The sequence below is a fragment of the Acinetobacter lwoffii genome, assembly GCF_029024105.1.
Classification (GTDB): Bacteria; Pseudomonadota; Gammaproteobacteria; order Pseudomonadales; family Moraxellaceae; genus Acinetobacter; species Acinetobacter lwoffii.
This window is the reverse complement of record NZ_CP118965.1, coordinates 38,010-55,306: the sequence shown is the minus strand read 5'-3', so window position 1 is coordinate 55,306 and position 17,297 is coordinate 38,010. Positions and strand designations below refer to the sequence as shown.

The 17,297-nt window shown below is 38.0% G+C and carries 14 protein-coding genes and 1 pseudogene; 5 read left to right on the top strand and 10 right to left on the bottom strand.

What is annotated here, in order from left to right:
* Nucleotides 1-635: 635 nt before the first annotated feature.
* From PYW33_RS16730 to PYW33_RS16720, 3 genes and pseudogenes are all read left to right on the top strand, one after another.
* Nucleotides 636-992, top strand: a pseudogene (locus tag PYW33_RS16730) (type II toxin-antitoxin system RelE/ParE family toxin).
* Nucleotides 985-1,287: a helix-turn-helix domain-containing protein gene (locus PYW33_RS16725; RefSeq protein ID WP_001140620.1), complete on the top strand. Its 303-nt coding sequence runs from the start codon at nt 985-987 to the stop codon at nt 1,285-1,287. Before PYW33_RS16730 ends, PYW33_RS16725 begins: the two are co-directional and overlap by 8 nt.
* Nucleotides 1,288-1,546: 259 nt before the next feature.
* A complete protein-coding gene (locus tag PYW33_RS16720; protein WP_004282101.1) occupies nt 1,547-3,424 on the top strand; it encodes a potassium transporter Kup in 1,878 nt (625 codons plus the stop codon).
* Nucleotides 3,425-3,490: 66 nt separating this feature from the next.
* Here PYW33_RS16720 and PYW33_RS16715 read toward each other — a convergent pair whose 3' ends face one another.
* Together PYW33_RS16715 and PYW33_RS16710 are read right to left on the bottom strand one after the other, a co-directional pair.
* Nucleotides 3,491-3,688: a hypothetical protein gene (locus PYW33_RS16715; RefSeq protein WP_004282105.1), complete on the bottom strand. Its 198-nt coding sequence runs from the start codon at nt 3,686-3,688 to the stop codon at nt 3,491-3,493.
* Between the two features lie 420 nt (nt 3,689-4,108).
* A complete protein-coding gene (locus PYW33_RS16710) occupies nt 4,109-5,239 on the bottom strand; it encodes a hypothetical protein (protein WP_004644750.1) in 1,131 nt (376 codons plus the stop codon).
* 440 nt (nt 5,240-5,679) lie between these two features.
* Between PYW33_RS16710 and PYW33_RS16705 the strand changes: the two genes are divergently transcribed.
* Together PYW33_RS16705 and PYW33_RS16700 are read left to right on the top strand one after the other, a co-directional pair.
* Complete coding sequence (locus PYW33_RS16705) at nt 5,680-7,125, top strand: DNA cytosine methyltransferase (RefSeq protein WP_004644751.1); 1,446 nt, start codon at nt 5,680-5,682, stop codon at nt 7,123-7,125.
* Between the two features lie 62 nt (nt 7,126-7,187).
* Entirely contained in the window at nt 7,188-8,507 is a 1,320-nt protein-coding gene (locus tag PYW33_RS16700) for an MvaI/BcnI family restriction endonuclease (RefSeq protein ID WP_004644752.1), read from the top strand.
* 23 nt (nt 8,508-8,530) lie between these two features.
* Here PYW33_RS16700 and PYW33_RS16695 read toward each other — a convergent pair whose 3' ends face one another.
* The 8 genes from PYW33_RS16695 to PYW33_RS16660 form a co-directional block, all read right to left on the bottom strand.
* Nucleotides 8,531-8,995 carry a very short patch repair endonuclease gene (locus PYW33_RS16695; protein ID WP_004644753.1) on the bottom strand — a complete coding sequence of 155 codons (465 nt, stop codon included), beginning with the start codon at nt 8,993-8,995 and terminating at the stop codon, nt 8,531-8,533.
* A gap of 250 nt (nt 8,996-9,245) precedes the next feature.
* Nucleotides 9,246-9,632 (bottom strand): hypothetical protein, encoded by a 387-nt coding sequence (locus PYW33_RS16690; RefSeq protein WP_004644755.1) that lies wholly within the window; start codon nt 9,630-9,632, stop codon nt 9,246-9,248.
* Nucleotides 9,633-10,058: 426 nt separating this feature from the next.
* Nucleotides 10,059-11,336 (bottom strand): LPD7 domain-containing protein, encoded by a 1,278-nt coding sequence (locus PYW33_RS16685; protein WP_004644756.1) that lies wholly within the window; start codon nt 11,334-11,336, stop codon nt 10,059-10,061.
* 10 nt (nt 11,337-11,346) lie between these two features.
* Nucleotides 11,347-11,628 carry a hypothetical protein gene (locus tag PYW33_RS16680; protein WP_004644758.1) on the bottom strand — a complete coding sequence of 94 codons (282 nt, stop codon included), beginning with the start codon at nt 11,626-11,628 and terminating at the stop codon, nt 11,347-11,349.
* Nucleotides 11,629-11,638: 10 nt separating this feature from the next.
* Entirely contained in the window at nt 11,639-13,885 is a 2,247-nt protein-coding gene (locus PYW33_RS16675; RefSeq protein ID WP_004644759.1) for a type IV secretory system conjugative DNA transfer family protein, read from the bottom strand.
* Nucleotides 13,882-14,994 carry a P-type DNA transfer ATPase VirB11 gene (virB11, locus tag PYW33_RS16670; RefSeq protein ID WP_004644760.1) on the bottom strand — a complete coding sequence of 371 codons (1,113 nt, stop codon included), beginning with the start codon at nt 14,992-14,994 and terminating at the stop codon, nt 13,882-13,884. Before virB11 ends, PYW33_RS16675 begins: the two co-directional genes overlap by 4 nt.
* Nucleotides 14,975-16,399, bottom strand: coding sequence for a type IV secretion system protein VirB10 (virB10, locus tag PYW33_RS16665; protein ID WP_004644761.1), 1,425 nt, complete (start codon nt 16,397-16,399; stop codon nt 14,975-14,977). The genes virB11 and virB10 overlap by 20 nt, the downstream gene beginning before the upstream one ends.
* Complete coding sequence (locus PYW33_RS16660) at nt 16,399-17,289, bottom strand: TrbG/VirB9 family P-type conjugative transfer protein (protein WP_004644762.1); 891 nt, start codon at nt 17,287-17,289, stop codon at nt 16,399-16,401. The genes virB10 and PYW33_RS16660 overlap by 1 nt, the downstream gene beginning before the upstream one ends.
* Nucleotides 17,290-17,297: the final 8 nt, after the last annotated feature.

Below are 17,297 nucleotides of genomic sequence, written 5' to 3'. Positions count from 1 at the left end.
AGAATGAACACTAGAGGTATGGATAAAAAATCTATGCTTCTTTTGACACGATTCAAGGTATCTTCTTTCATATAAAAAATTAAAGAATATTCCACTAAATCACTCCCCATTTAACATAATGGCGGTTATACGAAGTACACTTGTATATTAATATAAAAATCAATATCTTAAAAATTTACACCAAACCCTAAAATCCATAAAAAGCCGACTTTGAAACAAGTCGGCTTTTTTATGAGCAGTTTTGATACTTCTTGCCAATAAAATTGTTTAAAAAATAGTCAATTTTGAGATTTTTCAAATTTTATCAATGCCTCAATGTCCGAAACTATCCCCAATTGCTGTGGATAAAATTTAGGCTATTTTGTACGCTCTGGCGTACATCAATCTCGGCCCTTTGCGGCTACCTGGGACAGTGGAATTTTCCTATGATGAACTCATCGGGAACAGGAAGTTCCATACAAGAATAACAAGAGATAAGCACAAGGACTGTAAGGTACGACAGGAGTTATACCGAGCGAACCAATACGAAAAACCCCGGCAGGATGCCGGGGTTTTTTATTTCCTATCCTTTCTCATTTGCAAAATAAACATAATGCTCCTAAAATATAGACTATAATCTATATTTTGGTTGTGGTATGTGGACAGTCATTACGACAGATCTATTTAATCAGTGGCTTGAACAGCAAGATGAACCTACACAAGAGAAGGTCCTAGCTGCCCTGGTTGTTCTACAGTAGCAGGGACCGAGTTTAGGCCGTCCTTTAGTAGATACTGTGTATGAGTCTAAATTTACCAATATGAAAGAACTGCGTGTTCAACATCGCGGTAGACCCTTAAGAGCTTTCTTCGCATTTGATCCCTTACGACAGGCTATTGTTCTATGTATTGCTGATAAAGGCGGTAAAAAGCGTTTTTATAAAGACATGCTGGATATTGCAGATGAACAATACCAACTTCATCTCACTACCCTAGGAGATAAATCTAATGGCTAAGACTCTGCAAGAATTGTTAGCTAGCCGCTCTCCAGAGAGCCAAGCCCGTATTCAAAAAATGGCAGATGAATTACTGCTAGAAAATCAGCTTCATCTTATTCGTGAAGAACTCGAAATTTCTCAAAAAGAGCTTGCTGAAACTTTGGGAATAAAACAGCCATCGCTTTCAGCAATAGAAAATCGTGGCAATGATCTTAAGATTTCAACCATGAAAAAGTATGTTGAGGCAATGGGTGGGAAGCTCCGTATTGATGTAGAGCTTCCAACAGGAAAACATATAGGATTCAACGTTTAACAATAAAAATGGGAGCTATAGGCTCCCATTTTTAGATTCGTATAAGGTGTATTATGTTAATTTTAGAAAAAACTTAAAATTATCTATTAAAGAATCATATATTTTTGGATTACTTATAAGTGAAATAGCACCTATATAGTGCAGGCTTAGCTAGAAAAACTATAACACTCTAAGAAAGTATGGGTTTTTATGTACAAGGCAATTTCATAAGAAGCCAGATGATAAAATTCGAGGCTCCCCAATTTTGTAAATCAAATATATGCAAAATAATGTGAGTAAGCCGGCAGTACCAGCATTAACACTGGCTGCACTAGGAGTAGTATTCGGCGATATAGGAACGAGTCCATTATATGCATTAAAAGAAAGCTTTCATGCGACACGCGGGCTACCTATTAATGAACTTAATATCCTGGGAATTCTCTCTTTAATCTTTTGGACCATTACCTTAATTGTTTCGCTTAAATATGTTTTGGTGATCATGAGAGCTGATAACAATGGTGAAGGGGGTATCATGGCATTACTCGCCTTAAACCTTAGGCAAAAAGGATTGTCCCGTGGAAAAAGACTGGCAATCATTATCTTAGGTTTCATTGGAGCATCCTTATTCTTCGGTGACGGTATCATCACCCCTGCTATTTCTGTTTTATCTGCAGTTGAGGGACTTTCTGTTGCTGCCCCGTCATTTGATCGCTTCATTATTCCAATCAGTATTGGAATTCTTATAGCTCTCTTTGCCGTTCAAAAACATGGGACTGCAATGATGGGGAAGTTTTTTGGTCCTATTACCCTGTTATGGTTCCTATCTATTGGTGCCATTGGCATTATGAGTATTATTCAAAGTCCATTTGTTCTTGCATTATTCAGCCCACACTGGGCTTTTTTATTCGTTATTAACAATCCTCTTATTTCATTTTTTGTAATGGGAGCTGTGGTTTTAACAGTAACAGGTGGTGAAGCCTTATATGCGGATATGGGACATTTTGGTATTTTACCGATCAAGTTAGGCTGGTTTTTAATTGTACTGCCATGTCTGATGCTGAATTATGCTGGACAAGGAGCATTACTGTTAAGAGATCCTTCGGCTATCACCAATCCTTTTTACCTGCTTCTGCCTTCAGCCCTTCTATATCCTATGATTATTCTGGCTACTGCAGCTGCAGTGATTGCCTCACAGGCTTTAATCAGTGGGGTATTCTCTATGGCTAAACAGGCAATACAGTTGGGATATCTACCTAGGCTTACAGTTTTACATACCTCCGCTTCGGAAATTGGACAAATTTATATTCCATTACTGAACTGGCTCCTGTTTATCTCTATCACCATCTTGATCTTAATATTTGAAAGTAGCAGCAAGTTGGCAGGTGCTTATGGTCTGGCCGTCACTGTGACCATGTTCTGTGACACACTGTTAGTAGCTTTTCTGGCTTATAGTTACTGGAAATGGAAAACATGGAAAGTCTTACTGTTCATTATTCCATTCGCCTTTATTGATCTGGTTTTGCTGAGTTCAAACCTATTAAAAGTCCTGATTGGAGGCTGGGTACCAGTCGTTATTGCGGTTATTGTTTTTACCCTCATGATGACCTGGAAAAAAGGCAGAGAGATTCTTCAGGACAAACTGCAGAAGGACACGCTTCCACTGAATGTGTTTCTTGAGCACCTTGAACAGACAGGTCAGAAAGTGAGTGGAAATGCCGTATTTTTAACTGGAACGCCTCAAGTCGTACCCCATGCGCTTTTACATAATCTAAAGCATAATAAAGTTCTGCATGAACGTAATTTTTTGGTGACAATCAAGACTTCTGAAATCCCGTATGTTGATGAAGCTAAGCGAATCGTTACTGAAGTACTAGAGAATGGTTTTTTCAGAATAACGATCCATTATGGATTTAAAGAAGAGCCTAATGTGCCTCATTCATTGAAACAAGCTTTTTCAGTACTGGATCTTGAGTATGACTTAATGAATATCAGCTTCTTTGTTTCTAGAGAAAGATTAATTCCAAGTCTGTCCAGCAAGATGTCTACATGGCGTGAAAAGTTATTTGTCGCAATGCAAAAAAATACCAGCCCTGTCAGTGATTTTTATAAAATCCCTTCTAACCGGGTGGTAGAGCTAGGTAGTCAGATTGAAATTTAAGAATTTCTAAAATGAATAGGCACCTTTAAATAAGGGTGCCTATCTGATCAGAATAAATCTTTTACTTTAATTTTCCAATAGTTGACCAATCTCTAAAGCTGAATAACCACGTTCTTTAAAGATCAAAATAATTGCTTTTTTATAATCTTCAGAAGTAGAGGTCTTATATTTTGTTATAAGTTGAATTTCAGAATTAAGCTGAAGGTCATTTTTTATCGTCAACACTTCCGTAGAGACTTTATTAAAAATCTTGAAATTAAACATACAGGCGCTCTTTATCAATATTATAGCGGCCCGACTACAACAAATACCTGCCTTAGCTCAGCTAGACACCCTTGGCTGCAAGGATTACAAATTAGACAAGATTCTGCAAGTTTTGCTCCATTGAAAGTATGAATATTCAACTAAAGAAGGTTCCATTTAACATAATGGAGGTTATACGAAATTCTGTTGTTAGAACCCATTCAAAATGTCTATATTCTCACCAATAAAAATGTCTAGTTTATGATGACTTGGCTGTAATTTCCTATGATGGATGTATCGAGAGCAGGATGCTCCAAATAACAAGAATAAGGAAATCGCACAGGATCAGCAGATACGACAGTACTTACACCACGCGAGCCCAATACGAAAAACCTTGGCAAGATGCCGGAGTTTTTTATCAGGTAATCTGGATTTTATTGATCAAGATACTAAGGCATGGTTCTTGATGACATTGGAAATTTCTTCACTAAAAATAATTTCAACATCATTATTGCCGTCAGCATTTAAAGGCTTTTTCACTATCATAAAGAGGTCTTTAAGAATCTTTAATGTAAGAGGATCTTGACCAGTACTTTGAAGACGATAAGCAGATTCATCAAGAATAGTATTTAATCTTTTGATCTTGCTTTCATGAATATTCTTCTCCACAGAAATAAGATAAGCACGGTAAAGGATCGCTATGACAGTTTTATATTTTATATAAACTTGCATATTCAGTCTGCCAGCTTGAGGAGAGGATATAAGCATATCTTTGCAAATTATTTTTCTGTTAGATACATCAAAATCTGAGTGGGTTAACAAATCTCGAATTTCACGCTGAATATGCACTTTATTGAAATAAGGTAAGCTGGTTTCAATCGCTTTTTTTAGATTTTTAATAGTCAGGTTCGTTTTATTATTAGCAAGACTTGAGAAATCCATACCTCTTGAATTATCCGCATATACCAAAGCATTGCTACGCGTCATCATTGTAATAGCTGACCAGAATTGATAGTTAAGTTCAGCCTTGAGCTCATCACTTAGATCAAGAGCCATATAGTTATCATAGATATAAATAATATCATCAATATTTTTTAAAAGCTCAGAGGCAACCGCTACCTCAGATTTAACAGGATTAGGATTGAACTCGATTCCAATCATGGAAGATATTAGAAACCCGAATAATCGAGCCATATCCTGATTTTCAATAATAGAAGCATAGCTGTACTCTTGAGCTAGAGTATCCATTGCTGTTTGAGCTAATGCTTCATATAAATCAGAGTCTTGTACCGGACGTGCTATATTTTTAACAACCACTGAAACATCCGGATGTATAAGACTGGTAAATAACCCTGAGGCAATATTAAATTCAGCATTAGATTTAAGATGGTCATTCATCATAAGAACACGAATAAGATATTTATTATTCTTAATTTTTTTATGAGTTGAAACTAGACTTATGATGGCATACGTAAATCTTGGGTCTTCAGTATCCATGTAGGAAATACCTTCAACTTTATAAGGATGGCGATAATTCTTAGGTGGTACTAGTTTAATTTTTTGCTCTGACATGTGAATTCTTGAAGAAACCTCGAAGTTTTAAAAATAAACATTGGGATAGACTAAGAAAATGAATTATCAATACTTTTCCTATTCTTGCACAGTTTTCCTTTTTTAGCATTTGAAGGTAAGACTAAAATTCCTTTTAACTTGGACTTCTTTCTGATGGAGGTTGTATCTAAAGAAAAAAAGAATAATCATTTTACCAACCATAATCGTCAAAAATGACAAGAATCACAAATACATTTCATAGTAAGCTGCTGACGCTTTATGTACTTACTTTAGCAATTCTCATTAATTTTCTATTTGTTTAAAAATCCGCATATGTACCAGAATCAACTAAAAGATCAGTTGAGTATTGCATAATTAATGAACACAAAGAACTTAAATCCTCCAATCTGGGTTAAATGAGTGATAAAATATCACTCAAAATACCCAATATAGATTTATAGATGAAAGAGCTTTTGTCCCAAGCTGATGACCTGCATGAAAAGTATCTAATCCAGGAAAACCAGAAAATTGCAGAACACAAGGCGCTGGTTAATCAGGTACTGGAGTCCTATGACCAGAAAACTGTTGCTGAAATACTTCGTAGAGTAGGTCAGTATGACTGGACCCGTGAAACGCTGAATAAATGGCTGAATGGAAAGAGTGCACCAAGGGCATTGAGTGAAGGTGAAGTAGAAATGCTTCAGCAAAAAATGCTTCCAAAACCACCAGCCCACCATCCAGATTATAAATTCCGTTTTATTGATCTTTTTGCCGGTATTGGTGGGATCAGAAAGGGATTTGAAGAAATCGGCGGACAATGCGTGTTTACCAGCGAATGGAACAAGGAAGCCGTCCGGACATACAAGGCTAACTGGTACTGTGATCCTGAACAGCATAAATTCAACGAAGATATCAGACAGGTTACGCTGACTGAAGATCCGGATACAGACATCAATGAAGCTTATGAGCATATTGATAACGAAATTCCAGATCATGAGGTACTACTGGCCGGTTTCCCATGCCAGCCGTTCTCTCTGGCAGGTGTTTCAAAAAAGAATTCCCTTGGCAAGGCTCATGGTTTTGAATGTGAAGCACAGGGAACTCTGTTTTTTGATGTGGCACGTATTATTGCTGCAAAACAGCCAGCCATTTTCGTACTCGAGAATGTAAAAAACTTGAAAAGCCATGACAAGGGAAATACCTTCCGTATCATCATGAAGACGCTGGACGAGCTGGGCTATGATGTTGCAGATGCTGACGCGAGTGGTCCGAATGACCCCAAAATCATTGACGGCAAAAATTTCCTTCCCCAGCACCGTGAGCGTATTGTACTGGTAGGCTTCAAACGCAGTCTGGATATCAAGGGAGACTTTTCCCTGAAAAATATCAGTAAACTCTTCCCTGAAGCCCGTCCGACCATACAGGATGTGTTAGAAACAGAAGTAGCAGACAAGTACATACTCACTGAAAATCTCTGGAAGTATCTTTACAACTATGCAAAGAAACATCAGGCCAAAGGTAACGGTTTTGGGTTTGGTCTGGTAGATCCGAAAAATCCTGGCAGCGTGGCCAGAACCCTTTCAGCTCGTTATCATAAAGACGGTTCGGAAATACTAATTGACCGCGGCTGGGACATGCAGCGGGGAGAAGAAGAGTTTGATGATCCAAATAACCAGAAAAACCGCCCACGTCGTCTAACACCACGGGAATGTGCCAGACTGATGGGCTTCCAGAAACTGGACGGAGAAGATTTCTTCCGTATTCCGGTCTCGGATACACAGGCATACAAGCAGTTCGGCAACTCGGTTGTTGTGCCTGTTTTCGCTGCCGTTGCAAAGTTACTGGAACCTTATATTTTACGTGCAGCAGAAATCCGGAAGCGTGAAAAAGACAAGATGTCTGCTTAAAAGCTATAAAAATCACTAAAATAGAGGTACGATCCGGTTAGAAGACAATGACTGGATTGTATATGGCCACTCTCAGACAGATATCACAGAAAATGCAGGATCTGGGTGCAACCCGTATCCTGCTCAAGCTTCTTTCCAATAATGACAATTCCAAACAGCAGATCTATTTTGGGGGGAATTTTGAGGTTATTCAGGACTTCCCGCTGGGAGAGATCCGTGCTGATGGAGAGTCCAGCAAAGGCCCTATATTCAAGGCACCTCTCAAACTGTTCTGGATTACACCAGAAGGTGAAACTGAAGAAGCCGCAGGTTCCCAGATTATCCTTTATCCCAAATATCCGGAAATCAGGCTTTCGGGATTCCTTCGTGGCTGCTCGCTTGCCCCAAGCAAGATAATGAAACCACCAACATCAGAAGAACGTGAACGGTATGCCAGCCAGAAACGGGGCATGATACTAGGACTGACTGATGACAAGGTCTTTGCGTATACAGGATCATGGAATGAAGAAATTTCAAAAGAGATCCAGGAATATACCGAACAGAATCAGGACAAGCAGGTCCTGTCAGTTTTCTATGAATATTACTCCAGCCTTGCAGACAGTCAGGGTCTTTTAATTGAAAAACTCAAAGATATCTACATCAAAGGGCCCATAAGATCCAGAAGACTGGACAAAGACGGTACTGTTATCTTCTATGAAGCACCTAATGGAGCCGGTTTTACCCTTGAATGCGAATTTGGCATCATTCCAAACGGAAATGCCAGTCCAGATTTTCTGGACTGGGAGCTGAAAACAAGATCAAAAAGCAGTACAACTCTGATGACTCCTGAACCGGATATCGGACTCTATCGTGATAGCTATGCAAATTTCATGAATACCCATGCAAACCGTAGGCAACCGCATCAACTTTATTTTACCGCCAAACACCAGACTGGAATCCGAAATCCGGAAACCCACCTGACACTTTTCATTGAAGGGTATGATCTGGAGAAAAAGAAAATCACCTTGAGCGAGGGTGGCTATTTTCTGAAAAATGACAATGGAGAAATTGCGGCCGGGTGGACCTTCAGCAAACTGCTCAATCACTGGAAGAAAAAACATACAAAAACATGCTATGTCTCATATACTAATTTAAAAATTGAAGGATCTACCTATTACCAGTTTGGCCCAAAGGTATCGCTGGCTAAAGGAGCGAGTATTGAAAAATTCCTGGATGCCCTGTCTACAGGAATAGTAGTCCATGATCCAGGATGTAAATATGCATTGGATCAGAATACAGGTAAATGGAAACAGAAAAAACGTAACCAGTTCAGGGTGTCAGCAGGCAATTCAGCTTGCCTCTATGATGAATATAAGGAGCTTGATCTGTCATCAGAGGAATAAGTATGGCTGTATTTTCCCAAAGATCATAGATCTCTTTGAATGTCACGTATTTTAAGAAACTGTTCATCACCTGCAAGCCAGTCAGCAATTATACTGACTACTTTTTCCGGATCTTTTTTGGCTCCCCGAATACTGCATTCCCAGACGATACAGACCCGCCAGTTACTGGCGAGCAGGAGATCTACAGCTCTGGAATCATTCGCCTGATTACGACAGATTTTTTCCTGCCAGAATTCAGTCCGCGTTGCCGGTAACCTGAAAAGATGGCAGTCTTGGTGGCCATGCCAGAAACAGCCATGTACAAAAATCACTGACTTATATTTTGGTAGCACAATATCCGGTTTTCCCGGCAGATCCTTTACATGAAGACGATAACGGAATCCTTTTTTATGAAGCAGGTGTCTTATTAGCAATTCAGGCTTTGTATTACTGCCTTTGATTCCGGCCATCATACGGCTACGTGTAGAAGGGTCAACAATATCTACCACTAGTCTCTCCTATCCTTCCTGACTAATCCTTTTCTCTTTTATTCCTTCAGTAATTTTTATCATCCAATAAAGGAGAGCAAAAAATGGAATAAGCAAGATTAATAGATAAAGGATACTAAAATTCAGAAAGTATCTGGCAAATGATAATGCTGTTAGTAAGACCAATAATCCGCAGACTGTATAGAAAATTTTATTGCGTTTACTAACCAATTCGACAATAGAAAGATCCTGATTTTTCATTCCATGATCCTTAGTAGCTTGAGCAATACTGCATTTCTCTATAACCATGAAGCATATTCACCAGAACCATTAACTGGTTAAGGTATGTGCAAGGTAATCCATTTAATTCAGGGAATTTTTCCCACATTAAATATTTGTCTTTGTAAAGAAAGCTATTTCTCTTAAATTTTTCTTGACCAGATAATTCAATTTTCATTTGTTCAAGCTGCTTAAAATGCTCAACCACATCGTCTGGAATCGGCATATTGAGTGCTACACTCTTACCATTCAACCAATATTGGATTGGTCGGACGTTAATAGATTCATTAAAGCCTATAGCTTTGAAATAATCCCTTACTGCTTCAGCGTTATAGAACCCCAATGATTCAACTAGCAGTTTAAAATCTGCATTTGTCATTATATACCGTCCTTAATCAGATTAAATTTGATTATATAGTCCACAGGTGGACAAAACAAGTAATATCCAAAGTTTAACCTTCTATTAGTTTTAGTAGATCATGGACTGCCAATGTTATTGTCTGGTCCATAATCTCTAAAACGTCTAATCCCGATGCTTGGACAATTGCTGCAAGCTGCAGCTATTATCCAAGCCTCTATTCTAACTATCTAATGCAGATCCATAGCAGACATATCAGAGCAAAGTGTCTACTTTGCGAACTGACGCAATCAGTTAAATTTTCCCTTCCCTGATTACCGTTGATTTTCAAGCGAGCTTTAAAAAGCTGTGCTTTTTAAATGGCGACTGCAGAAAATGAACTACTCCCATTTGATCCAGTAACGAGATATAAAAAAACACTCTTAATGGGTGTTTTCGTGGCCTAGATTATCGGGATATATCTTTATTTTTAGTTCTCTCTTGAGTTTTAATTTGTGGCTGCTGTTTTGGAGCATTGGCATCATAAGCCGTTAATTTTGGCTTATGAAATTTCTGATTTTGAATATCGGTATTGTGTTGAATCTGAAGCTTAGTTTTATCATTTTTGGTTAGAGCTTTTTCAGTTGTTTCTTTCAATTTACTCAAGCTTTGGGCTTCCCACTTCCCTTTATTTGCTAATGTTTGAACTCTTGCGCCTGTTGGCAGTCCAGTTTTAGGATCAATTTCTTTAGTATTCACTTCGACTTTGTTAGACCCTTTATAGGACAGGACAATATCATCATTCTTAATGATATTTTGCTCTTTCAAAGTACGTTCCAGATCCTTCGCCCAGATTGTATTTTTTTCACCTTTACTATTTTCAATAGTGGCGTAGTAGCTGCTGTTATTTTTAGGATCATGCTTATAAGGTGCTGCACCATGATCTACTAATTTTCCAACGTGCATTTTTTTCTGATTAAGCTGTTCAACCGCAACGTCTATACTGGCTGTACGCTGCTTTTCTGTGAAACCGTCAGCTTTCATCTTTTTATCAAAAACTGTCAGTAAAGCTTTTTCCTGTTCTGACAGGTTATTAATTTTTTCCTTCCGTTCCTGTGCTGTATCTACTTTTTCCTTCTCATTTAAAGGCTTCTCTTTCTGGCGTTCATTACCCTTTTCAATAGTATTGAGAACTACCTCTTTACCTTGTTCTTTTTTCATATCATTGAGCAAGGCTAGATCAATATCACGAGGTTCATAACCCTTTACTGTCATGCCCTTCATTGAAGCTTCAAGCCATACATTCCGTTTAAATTCTTCAGAGCCTTTAACCTGTATTGTTTCCCATTTTTTAGCTTTTGCTACCTCCACCATTGAAGCAGCAATATGTTTATCATCAATTGTGGTTTTTAAAGCTTTTCCAGAATCTTCAAAAGCTACTTTTTCAGGATTACCTTTAAAGTGATATTTGTCATCTACCACATAATATTTATTGAGCAATGCTTTAGGTATGCCTTCTTCACTCGATTCTTTACTGTCATCAGCTTTTAGCTTTTTGGTATCAGTTACCTTAGTTTCTTCAGGATCTTGATTAATACCTTTTGTGCTTTTTGAAATATCTATATTTTCAGCTTTTTCAATCGAATTGACTTCAGCTTGATTTGTTTCTAACGTCTGGCCAAGTTTGGTATAGCCTGTTTGTTCTTTATTAAAACTAGGTTTATCGACCTTGTTTGCTTCAGTCATGATCAAGTCCTTATTGATTAGAAATATTTTGGCGACGTGCTGCTTCGTCAATAATCATTTTGGTTTGAATATATTTGTCTGTTAGAAGTGCAATTTGTCTTTCAGTTTCAGTGCTTAAATCTTTATTTTGCTGATATACAGCTATGCTTTGCATATAGTTTTTTACAGTGTCAGGCGGATTAACCGCTTTAGATGAAAAGCCATTAGGACTGGTCACGGCTTTATTTGAAGTACAGCCCACAACTGAAAAAGATAGGGCAAGGCTGATTAATGTAAGAGAGATTTTTTTCATGATAGTTTCCTTATTTAGAATTAACTTGGTCTGAAAACGCCTGATAAACGTCATCAATATCTGAATTTTCTATAGATCCGTTTTGACCTTCATCGGCTGCAACTAGATTTTCCGCTTGTTCTGATTCATCTACTGCAACCAGATTTTCCATTTCTGCAATCATGGCCAGAGGATCTGATTCATCTGCTGCAACAAGGTTTTCCATTTGTTCTGGTTCATCTACTGCAACTAGGTTTTCTATTGGATTTTCAGCACTAGCTTCCACCTGGCTAAAGAAGTCATCGACAATATTTTGCGCTTCAGTATCTTCTTCCCATTCAACAGCCCCAAAGAATTGATCGACCACTTGTAGACATTCTTCAGGTTGTGGATTTTCTGGATCTTCAAAAACTGTTTTATCTAACTTAAATTCAGGGATAACTAAGCTAGAAATATCTATCTGTTCAGCCTGTTCTACTGTAGTAATTTCAGTTATACGTTTTTCAATTTTTGCCTTATGCAGCTTTACGTCTAAATCAGGAATAGGAATTGAAAGTTCCAGATCCTCAAAGGCAATTTTTTCTAATTGCTTGTGAGTTGGAAAACCTTTAATTGCTTTCATGCTAGGAGAAACGGACTTTAGGCGATCCACAAAAGCACTGTCATTAAAATACTTAGCCTTTTCACACATGATAGGTTTTGTATTTTCCATAAAGATAATTTCTTTATCTTGCGACAATTCTTTTAACTCTTGAGGGAGCATTAAAGCTCGTCTTTGATCTGATTCATTTTCTGAATTAGAGCCACCTTGACCCCATGCCATAGAACGGCTTTGGCCTTTAGATTTTGCTTTGAAAGTGAAATAGCCAAGCATTTCACTATATTCATTGGCATCACGTTGTTCTCTAGGCGGATAAACGATTTGCAAAGCATGGTTAGTCACAAGCCCCCTAGTTTGGGTTTTATAAACGTCCTCTAGCTGGCCAATAGACTGAATAATTGTTAATAAACGAATGTTATAACCCGCGATAAACGAGTTAGCATCTGCAATTTTCGCGACTTTACCAACAGCCGTTGCTTCATCATTCACGACTAAGCACTGATATTTCAAAGATGAATCTTGTTGTGGCAGTGTTTTTAGATTCACATCAATTAAGAGTGAATAGAACAAATTGATTAAGTTCTTAGCATCCCCTAAACGGTTTGGTTGAACACCAAAATAGATAGACATTCTTTGTCTGCGTACATCTTCAAGTTTAAAGTCACTTGATGAAGTTGCAGCGTCTACAATCGGGTTCGCAAAAATCGTTAAAGGTGAGGTAAAAGTAGAAATGATGTTACCGAGCGTATTGTCTGGTGAACTTAAAAAACGGTTTAAAGCATCTAGGCAAGTATCACTAAGCGGTTTATCACTTTGCGCTCTTTCATCAATAATAGATCTAATATGATCCTGAATTGGCTTACCTTTACCTGAACTCTGTCTTAAAACCTCGCCCATAGTTACAGGCAGATCTTCAGTTTCAAATAGATATAGGGCTAGGCCAAGAAATAAGTTATTAGCATTGTCATTCCAGAAATCGGTTTTAGCATCACCAGTCACAGGGTAGAAGCTTCGACCAATAGCAAGAATTTCACCTACTCTAAAATTTTCGTCATGACTAACGGTATCAAATGGATTCCATTTGTGAGATTTTAGATCTTCAGAAAATGGGCTGAATAGATAAACTTTCTGTCCATTCTTAGCACGAAATTTAGAAGTTAATAGGAAGTTTTCAAGCTTTAAATCCAATACAACTACACTATCCGAATAGTTTAGAAGGTTAGGAATAACAATCGCTACACCTTTACCGCTTCGTGTCGGAGCAGCCAGAAGTACAAATTGCTGACCGCCAAGCATTAAGTATTTATTATGATATTTCCCTACTAAAATTCCCTTATTTCCCATCAATCCAGATTTCTGAATTTCTTTTGTTGTGGCAAATCTGGCATCACCATGTAACGACTGTTTTTTATTAAACAGACTAGCAATTACTAAAGCAGGGAGAACAAAAGTGATAAATAGTGCAGCGATCAAGGCACCTTGCAGCTTTTTCTTTTGTGCAGGTACATTGTGTGCATATAAATCCCAATAATACCCCCACGTTGTCAGATTCACTTCAGGAAATGGATTGGTCTTATTAGCTAAGTAATAAAGAACACCGGCCAGATATTTAGTAATAAAGAAACCAACGACCGCTAGAAAAATCGCAAGGAGTAGAATCAGGATCTTTTTATTCATGCTCGATCCCCGACAATAATTTCAGCATCACCAAATTGAGCCTTAACTTTAGAAACAGGATCAAATTTAATTTCAGAAATAAAGCGTTCTTTACCTATTAAATTACTTTCATCATCGTATTTTTTCTTCACTTCAACATGAACAATAATATCAATGGTTAAAGCAACTAATTCCTTTAGTGTAGTGACATCGTAGATATTTGCTTGTTCATGTTCTTTGCACATAAAGACATAGCGATCATAAGCCAGTGAACAGCTTTCAGCGTGATAACTTGTAATAGATCCACTGTGACCAGTTGTAAGCAATTTCAGAAAGTCAAAAGCTTCTCCACCACGTAATTCAGCAAGTAATACACGGTCTGGCTTCATACGCATATTACTAGCGATCAGATCAGATGGAGTTACCTTAGCTTTACCTTGACCACCTTTAGAATAAAGTAGGTGAACCTTGTTTTCATGTGGAACAAAAAGTTCACGTACATCTTCAATAGTGACAAGACGTTCATTTTTAGGAATGTACTGACAAATTGCCTTCATGAAAGTGGTTTTACCAGAACCAGTATCACCAACAACTGCAATATTTTTCTTACATTGAACAGCGAATTTAAAAAATCCCTCAAGATCTTTGTTTTCTAAAAACTGGACTAGCTTAATATCTTCAGTACGTAATACAGGTTTAAACTGCTCAAACTCTTTAGATTTCCCATATCTGAAGTGGTCAAAAAAGCCTTGATCTTTATATTCCTGAAATGATCGGTTTGACTCGTCAGGAATACGGATTGTCATTGATACCGTTCCATTTTCAATGGCTGGCGGTAGAACAATCTGAATACGCTCTCCATCAGGCAATTGAGCAGATAATATAGGGTTTTCTTGGCCAATCCGTTGATTGGTATAGGTAGCAATAACATTAGCTAAAGCTGTTATTTGCGCCATTTCCAGATTTATAGAATGCTTTTCCCATCCTTTATTAGATTCCGTCCAAACTTCGTTAGGTGCGTTAATTGCAATTTCAGTCACCCCTTTAGTTTTTAAGAATTTTTCTAATGGAAGTAATAGCTGTCTAACCATTACATCCTTGCTTAAAACATTATTTTGCGCGGAGTTCATACACACCTCTGAAATCAATATCTTTGGCTACGTAAATTGAAGCTACATCACCCTGATTTTTATAAATTGTTGGCTTGATATTGATTGTTTCATTCAACACTGTTTCAGCCATTGATTTACCCATGTCTGAAGTGTTTTGAAGCATATAAGGAGTGCTATTGTTCCCGCCTGTTTCTTTAGAAATACCGTAAGCAATAGCGTCTTGAACTAAAGAAAGCATAAACGCTGCACCGATACGTGCCCCCCAACGGTTATCTACTCGACCACTTAAACCACCTGTTCCTAAATGGTCTGCTGCGGGAGAATCAATATCGACAATAACACCATGCGGAGTTTTTAAGCGTGACCAGATGATACCTAAACGTCTTTGCCCTTGTGCTGCAATACTTTTGTATTCTCCAATGACTTCAGATCCCGCTTCAGCAAGGACTACACGACCATTATCAGAATAAACAGGTTGTGGAAGGACACATGAAGCCATACCGCCAATTTCTGAAACGACTTTAACTGACAGGTTGCAACGGATTACACGACCTTTAGCAATTAAGTAATTTCGATCCCCAATAAACCTAGCCTGGACTTTATTAGAGGAATGATCGGCCATGTTAGTTGTAGCTTGTTGTGGCTGATGCTGCTGCATAGGTTCATCATCATCATGCGCTAAAGACATCAAACCAGATCCAGAGAAATTACCAGAACGGCTATTACTATTCTGATCCTGTTCAAACTGTTTCATCATGCCTGTTACTTGGTTATAAGCTGCTTGATGATTCATGCTTGACGGCTGGCCAACCGCCCCGCCTTGTTGTGAAGGATTGACAAAAATCCCGCCACCGTAACGGCTTCCATTGTTTAAAGGTACATATTGAGCTTGTTGTTGTGGCTGTGGCTGAATTACTACAGGCTGTTGATTTGCTGCTTGTTGTTCAACTACTGGCGCAGCTTCAGGCTGTCTTAAAATCTGCTGACCATTTTGGCATTGAAAAACCAACATGCCGTTATAAGTTAAAGCATTGCCGTTATTGTCTGTTAGCTGTCTAGGAATACTTTGATCCTGACAGGCATCTAGGCTTTGAAATTGAGCATTTTGACCTGCATCCAGTGGCACAGGATCAGTATTAGTAAATTCCCGTCTTTTAGCTGAAGCATCTAGGCTTGGATCTATCTGATTTTCTTTTAATTGGGCTGCTTCTTCAGCATCACTACTATCTGAAAAGAAGTTATAGGCAAAGACCGCTATAACAGTAAAAAGTACCGCCATAACTGCAATAAACGCTATTTTTTTACCTTTTCCATCTTCCTGATCCCCACGTTCATTGACAGACACAATGCCATTTTCTGATTCGTTAAATTCTTCATCAGGAGCTTGTTGATCATCTAATGGTTTTTGATCATTAGTATTCATTAGTTCATATCCCCAGTAATGACACGTTTAACACCCTCTACAGTAGTGCCATCTTGAGGAGCAACACCGACAGGATCATAAGATTCATTGAAAATGCTCACTACGCCTTTTCCTTGACGTAAAACAAATTTTTTAGCTAGAGCTTCAACAATCAAAAGTTTTGGATCTTCTTTACTGATATGGAAATTAACTTTTTCTTCCCCTTCCGTACCTTCAATAAATACGACTGGAATATCGGTATTTCCTTTAAATCGCATATAGGTAAAACGACCGTCATCAAATAGCATTTCTGGAACAAAATGCTTCCCTTTACTGTTTGTAGCTTGACGATAATTCCAATTTTTAGGGATAGGTGCAGCATTGGCTAAACGATGCTGTAAAACCAAAAATTCAGTAAGCTGGCTTTCTTCTTTTAATTGTGCTGCATAAGCGTTATAGCGTTGAGCTTCTTCCTGTTTACGTTTTTCTTCTTCTTGTGGGTATTTAAAGACAACACGATACATCGGTTTTTCTTTGGCATTATTTAGAACTTGAAAATCAAAACTATAATCACGCTTATTAGTGCGTAACTCTAAGTTATTCCGAGTAGCCTTATCCTTTGGCTTCACCCATACTAAATTTGATCCAGTATCCGCAAAAATACACCAATTGGTGTCATCCTTTTCACAGTCTGAAGGGTATCCAGTAGCAGCACCACGCTCTAAAATTCTTTCACCTTCACCTAATACAATGCGGGTTACAGTGCCTTTTTTGACAGTAATTCGATAAACATCATTAGGAACATAATTGATTGTTCTAATACGTGAATCGGTAGGCATAGCTTTAGGCGTAATTGCTGCATAAGAGATCCCATGCATAGCCAAACCCAAAGCAAGAATTAATTTTTTCATGTAATGAT

What these genes read in the sequence shown, in the direction of transcription:
- PYW33_RS16700 (WP_004644752.1), top strand. Translation starts at nt 7,188, where the DNA reads ATGGCCACTCTCAGACAGATATCACAGAAAATGCAGGATCTGGGTGCA.
- PYW33_RS16720 (WP_004282101.1), top strand. Translation starts at nt 1,547, where the DNA reads ATGCAAAATAATGTGAGTAAGCCGGCAGTACCAGCATTAACACTGGCT.
- PYW33_RS16705 (WP_004644751.1), top strand. Translation starts at nt 5,680, where the DNA reads ATGAAAGAGCTTTTGTCCCAAGCTGATGACCTGCATGAAAAGTATCTA.
- PYW33_RS16715 (WP_004282105.1), bottom strand. Translation starts at nt 3,688, where the DNA reads ATGTTTAATTTCAAGATTTTTAATAAAGTCTCTACGGAAGTGTTGACG.
- PYW33_RS16690 (WP_004644755.1), bottom strand. Translation starts at nt 9,632, where the DNA reads ATGACAAATGCAGATTTTAAACTGCTAGTTGAATCATTGGGGTTCTAT.
- virB11 (WP_004644760.1), bottom strand. Translation starts at nt 14,994, where the DNA reads ATGAACTCCGCGCAAAATAATGTTTTAAGCAAGGATGTAATGGTTAGA.
- PYW33_RS16710 (WP_004644750.1), bottom strand. Translation starts at nt 5,239, where the DNA reads ATGTCAGAGCAAAAAATTAAACTAGTACCACCTAAGAATTATCGCCAT.
- PYW33_RS16725 (WP_001140620.1), top strand. Translation starts at nt 985, where the DNA reads ATGGCTAAGACTCTGCAAGAATTGTTAGCTAGCCGCTCTCCAGAGAGC.
- PYW33_RS16675 (WP_004644759.1), bottom strand. Translation starts at nt 13,885, where the DNA reads ATGAATAAAAAGATCCTGATTCTACTCCTTGCGATTTTTCTAGCGGTC.
- PYW33_RS16660 (WP_004644762.1), bottom strand. Translation starts at nt 17,289, where the DNA reads ATGAAAAAATTAATTCTTGCTTTGGGTTTGGCTATGCATGGGATCTCT.
- PYW33_RS16680 (WP_004644758.1), bottom strand. Translation starts at nt 11,628, where the DNA reads ATGAAAAAAATCTCTCTTACATTAATCAGCCTTGCCCTATCTTTTTCA.
- virB10 (WP_004644761.1), bottom strand. Translation starts at nt 16,399, where the DNA reads ATGAATACTAATGATCAAAAACCATTAGATGATCAACAAGCTCCTGAT.
- PYW33_RS16685 (WP_004644756.1), bottom strand. Translation starts at nt 11,336, where the DNA reads ATGACTGAAGCAAACAAGGTCGATAAACCTAGTTTTAATAAAGAACAA.